We start from the raw sequence: 4,476 nt of genomic DNA, 5'->3' as shown, positions 1-4,476 counted from the left end.
TAAGAAAGAACTTTTTTATCTTTTGCAATAATAATAATACTATTATTACACTATTTAATTACTCCTCTATTTAGCATAATACTAATTATTTAAATTACGGATATTATTAAACCTGCATCGATATTTTAATAGTAACATGAAACTACTCGAATATTTACCGAGCTAAGCAGTCGTCTTAGAAAGGAGTTTTATCAAAAGTATTTCTAACTAACATAGTGAGCAATTAATTCTAATGCTCCATTAAACGAACGTTCATCCTCTTAAATTAATAAAACATAATAATAGAACTTACGGGTAAAAATATGATTGGTGTTAATACACCAACTAACTTCGATGCGGAGGGAATTAATTTTGAATATTCGTGAAGGCATAATCCCCACAGTATTGGGTACCGCAGTTACTGCTACTGGCTATGCATTAAAACAAAAACGCGGGTCCAATAAAATGATTGCAAACACAGTATTCGGTTTTGGTTTAGCCCACATTGTACTAGGAGCAATCGACCTAGTTGAACATCGTCGTTAGTAAATAGGAGAGCATTTATATATGCTCTCCTTTTAAAATTCTGTTAGTAATACAAATCCATATGTTTATTTGAATTTTTTTAATTTGCTATCATTTTTCTCCAAAGCTCTCCAAGTTTGCATTAGCCAATCTCCAAAAGAGGTCTATTCTTCAAATTACGGATAATATACAGTTTTTCAAAGACGATAAAATCCTTACTAGGAGCCTTTATCTCTAAAAGGCTTTTGCCGAATTGGTAGATGTCATATATTCATATTTCCCCATGACAAAATACAAATGGATATCTAAGCTCCTAACCACTGCTGGAATATCATTCTCCTTTTCTTCAGCAAGTAATATCTCCTGCGTGGCTGATATTCCCATCAAAAAACGAATGACATCAAGTTCATTGTATTTGGGGCTCGTTAGAAATCTTGTGTAAAAATCCATATTATCACTAACATAAGGAATTTCAGAGCTCCTCGGTCCCCCATGTACGAAAATAATAATTGGATTGTTTCGATCAACATTTCTTATCATTACTTCAAGTTCTGTTTATTTCTATGTTCTCTAATATAGAAATGCTGTTTTCCCCAATTATCTTAGGTGTCCAAGTAGGAAACAATAGAGTAAGAATTATGAAAGGAGGTGAAATAAAAGAAGTCTTTACAACCATTTAGCAGGATGTTTAAAATTAATAGTATTAGTATTGATTGTGGTTTAAAGTAACCTAAAATGGCAAAACTATCTAATGTTATGTTCATTAACTACATTGACGTAACACTCAATGACACACCGATTAATCCCCTATCCTGATAAGATAATTCTAGGAAGTGAGAAATAAGGCGTTATTTGTCGAAATCTAATAGATATTATGTCTACTAGGAAATTTTTATTCGTATCAACCTAAATTGTAACAGGATTATCATCTACACGGCAGTTTACCAGTAACTTTTCATTTTTTTCTTCCTACTGTTAAGGTAACAGTGTGATTAACATCTTTTATACTCAATGCCCTATCAAAGGTTTCAAAGCTACAATTTCTTCTCCATCGATCTCCATTATAAAATCTTTAGAATAATTCCAGCGACTGCAGCCACTGACCCTTCCTTCACCTGTAAAACTCTTGTACCTCTAATTCCCTCGTTTGTAGTTCCGAACAATTTAGATATTATCGACGCATGATATATCTTCAAGGGAAGAGGAAACTTTAATTAACTACCATAACGTTCATGATATTCGTGTGCATGTTAAGCCAGTTGGGGATGACAAAGTTAGTAACAAACGAACAAGCGGATGTGATAAAAATAGAGATGGATTCAATTCTCTAATTTTTTATTTGCATTAACCTATTTTTCATAATACTAACCTACTTAAGCAGATTAAATAATACTTCAGACCTAATTGCGATATACACTCCATATGTCCAGAGATTGCTGGTGAGTATTAAAAATTTTAATAAACCCGTAAGAATAACTTATTTATTCAATAATTAATTTCACTTCATATAACGATACTCCATCAAACTCTTCAATGCAGAGACTTTCTTTAATAACTCCTTCCCTACATTTGTTTCCAGTACCATTTTTCTTTCTAGCACTTTATCCACTATTCTTTTCATTGATAAAACATCCATGCCATTATTTAAAACAAAATCTTTGCAATTCGAATATTGATGAGCAACCAATTTCATACCGAATGAATTGTATAATAAAGTATATCCCGCAATCCCTGTAGTTGATTGATAGGCCTTTGAGAAGCCACCGTCAATAACAAGCATTTTTCCATTTGCTTTAATTGGGTCTTCCCCTTTAATTTCTTTAACAGGCGTATGCCCATTTATGATATGACCATCATCGGGATTTAGATTAAATTCTGCTAAAATTTTGCGGCAGATTTCTTCCTTTTCCCTTAAATAGTAATATGGATTCTTCCTCTCTTTATGAGTTTCTTTATCCTTAATAAAATACCTTTCAAAGGTTGTCATTTCCCTCTTGCCAAAGAGTGATGAATATTCGCCTGTCCATAAATACCAGACCATATCTGTCGAAAGATCATCGGTTTCTTCACGGTGTGCAAATGAGTATCGTAAATGATGTTCAAAGACATCCAATAACTCTCGACCATCATACGTTGTATTTTCAATCACCATTTTTTCCATATTTCCTTTATCATCTAAAGGAATGCAGCCATGTATCAATAAGTTACCATTATACTTCAAATATAGGCTGCCTTTCTTCATAAGGAAGTTCATATGCCTGGCCAACTTTTCCGAATGTTGAAGACAAAATAATAATTTATCTATTACCTGCTGTTCTTCCTCTAACAATTGACTTGGGTTTTCTGGATTAATAGTTCCAAAGCAAGTATTTTCAAGTGGATATGTCTTTCCATGAAGCACTATTTCGTTTTTATCATAAGCAATTTTCTCAAGTAATAACCTTCCTGACATATTAAAGAATGGTCGTCTCTTTATGATTGGAATTTCAAGCTTGAACTGAATCATAGCAATTGCTTGATGAATTTTTGTGATTTGTAATTCTTCTTCCTCCGTTAGATTGTTTCCGGAAGTTTTCTTTGGTCTAAAAGCCCGGTTATCCTTATAGTATTTCTCGGCTAAATTTAGAAGTGGTCGAAGATTGATTCCATACACATCTTCAATAATATCTAAATTATTATACCGGGCACTAATACGTAGAATATTAGCTAGACAAACCTTGGAACCGGCATACGCACCTAGCCATAATACATCATGATTTCCCCACTGAATATCAACAGAATGATAATTAATAAGTGTATCCATAATTTGATCAGGCTCAGGTCCGCGATCATATATATCCCCCACTACATGAAGATGGTCCACTACCAATCTCTGTGTGCAATATGCAAGACCAATAATAAGCTTATCAGCCTGATTAAGAGAAATAATTTGCTGAACAATTTTGGTGTAATAAGGTTCCTTATTTGTGGATTCTTCTTCCGTTTTGTATAATAACTCTTCTATAATATAAACAAACCGTTCAGGCAATGCTTTACGTAATTTCGAGCGTGTATATTTGGAAGAGGCAAAGGAAATGAGCTTAATCATATGATTAATGGTTGTTACATACCACCCGTTTAATTCCTGTTTATTGTCAAATCTATTCTTAATTAACTGTAATTTATCTTCAGGATAATAAACCAATATCGTTAATTCATTGATATCCTTCTCAGATAATATATCCCAAAAAAGTTCTTCGATTTTCTCTTTTACTCTCCCAGATCCATTTCTCAATACATGTTGAAAAGATTGGAATTCCCCATGTAAATCACTGACAAAATGTTCTGTTCCCTTTGGTAAATTAAGGATTGCTTCAAAATTAATAATTTCTGTTACTACTTTTTCTTCACTATCATATTTTTGGGCAAGCAAATCTAAGTATTTTNNTATATCCTCCTAAATATATGGTACTTATGTTAGTCTCACTTTATTTCCAGATTATAAATACGATACAGAACATTTAATATCAATCCAGTTAAATCAATTTCATAAATCTGAAACCTATGTGCTCAAGCATTTTTTGAACTAAAAAAGGAGTACCCTCCCATAATGTCGAAATCAGTAGTCACCAATACAAACTTATAACACTGAAGAAAGACTCCCTGTTGCAATTAAACGACACGGAAGCCTATTTAATATACAGAATTATATGATTTAGAACCTCACCAACGTTTTGAAGCTATTTTCTCTACAATCAACATGATATTCAAGAGTCAAAGTTACCTCTACTATATGATTCACTCCTATCTAAAAAATATTTATTTTGTGTATCACTTTATTTAAAGTTACTATCAGTAACCAATTACACTTTGTGTAACCAATAATAAGCATCGAATTATTTATAGTCAAGAAAAATATCTTGAATTCGAGATATGTTTAAATAAAAAACTCTCAACGTATATACAATGAGAGTTCTCCTAATAATAATGAAG

The 4,476-nt window shown here is 32.3% G+C and carries 3 protein-coding genes; 1 reads left to right on the top strand and 2 read right to left on the bottom strand.

What is annotated here, in order from left to right:
* The first annotated feature begins 351 nt into the window (after window positions 1–351).
* Complete coding sequence (locus V7147_RS20530; RefSeq protein WP_169095551.1) at window positions 352–525, top strand: asparagine synthase; 174 nt, start codon at window positions 352–354, stop codon at window positions 523–525.
* Window positions 526–738: 213 nt separating this feature from the next.
* Here V7147_RS20530 and V7147_RS25265 read toward each other — a convergent pair whose 3' ends face one another.
* Together V7147_RS25265 and V7147_RS20520 are read right to left on the bottom strand one after the other, a co-directional pair.
* Window positions 739–1,044 (bottom strand): hypothetical protein, encoded by a 306-nt coding sequence (locus tag V7147_RS25265; protein ID WP_438824617.1) that lies wholly within the window; start codon window positions 1,042–1,044, stop codon window positions 739–741.
* A gap of 958 nt (window positions 1,045–2,002) precedes the next feature.
* The gene (locus V7147_RS20520; protein WP_335369670.1) at window positions 2,003–3,934 is read right to left on the bottom strand and encodes a fructose-1,6-bisphosphatase; all 1,932 of its coding nucleotides are present in this window, start codon (window positions 3,932–3,934) and stop codon (window positions 2,003–2,005) included.
* Window positions 3,935–4,476: the final 542 nt, after the last annotated feature.

This window comes from Bacillus sp. JJ1521 (assembly GCF_036965165.1).
Lineage (GTDB): Bacteria > Bacillota > Bacilli > Bacillales > Bacillaceae_L > Ferdinandcohnia.
The sequence above is the reverse complement of the archived record's forward strand: the minus strand, read 5'-3'. Positions and strand labels throughout refer to the sequence as shown.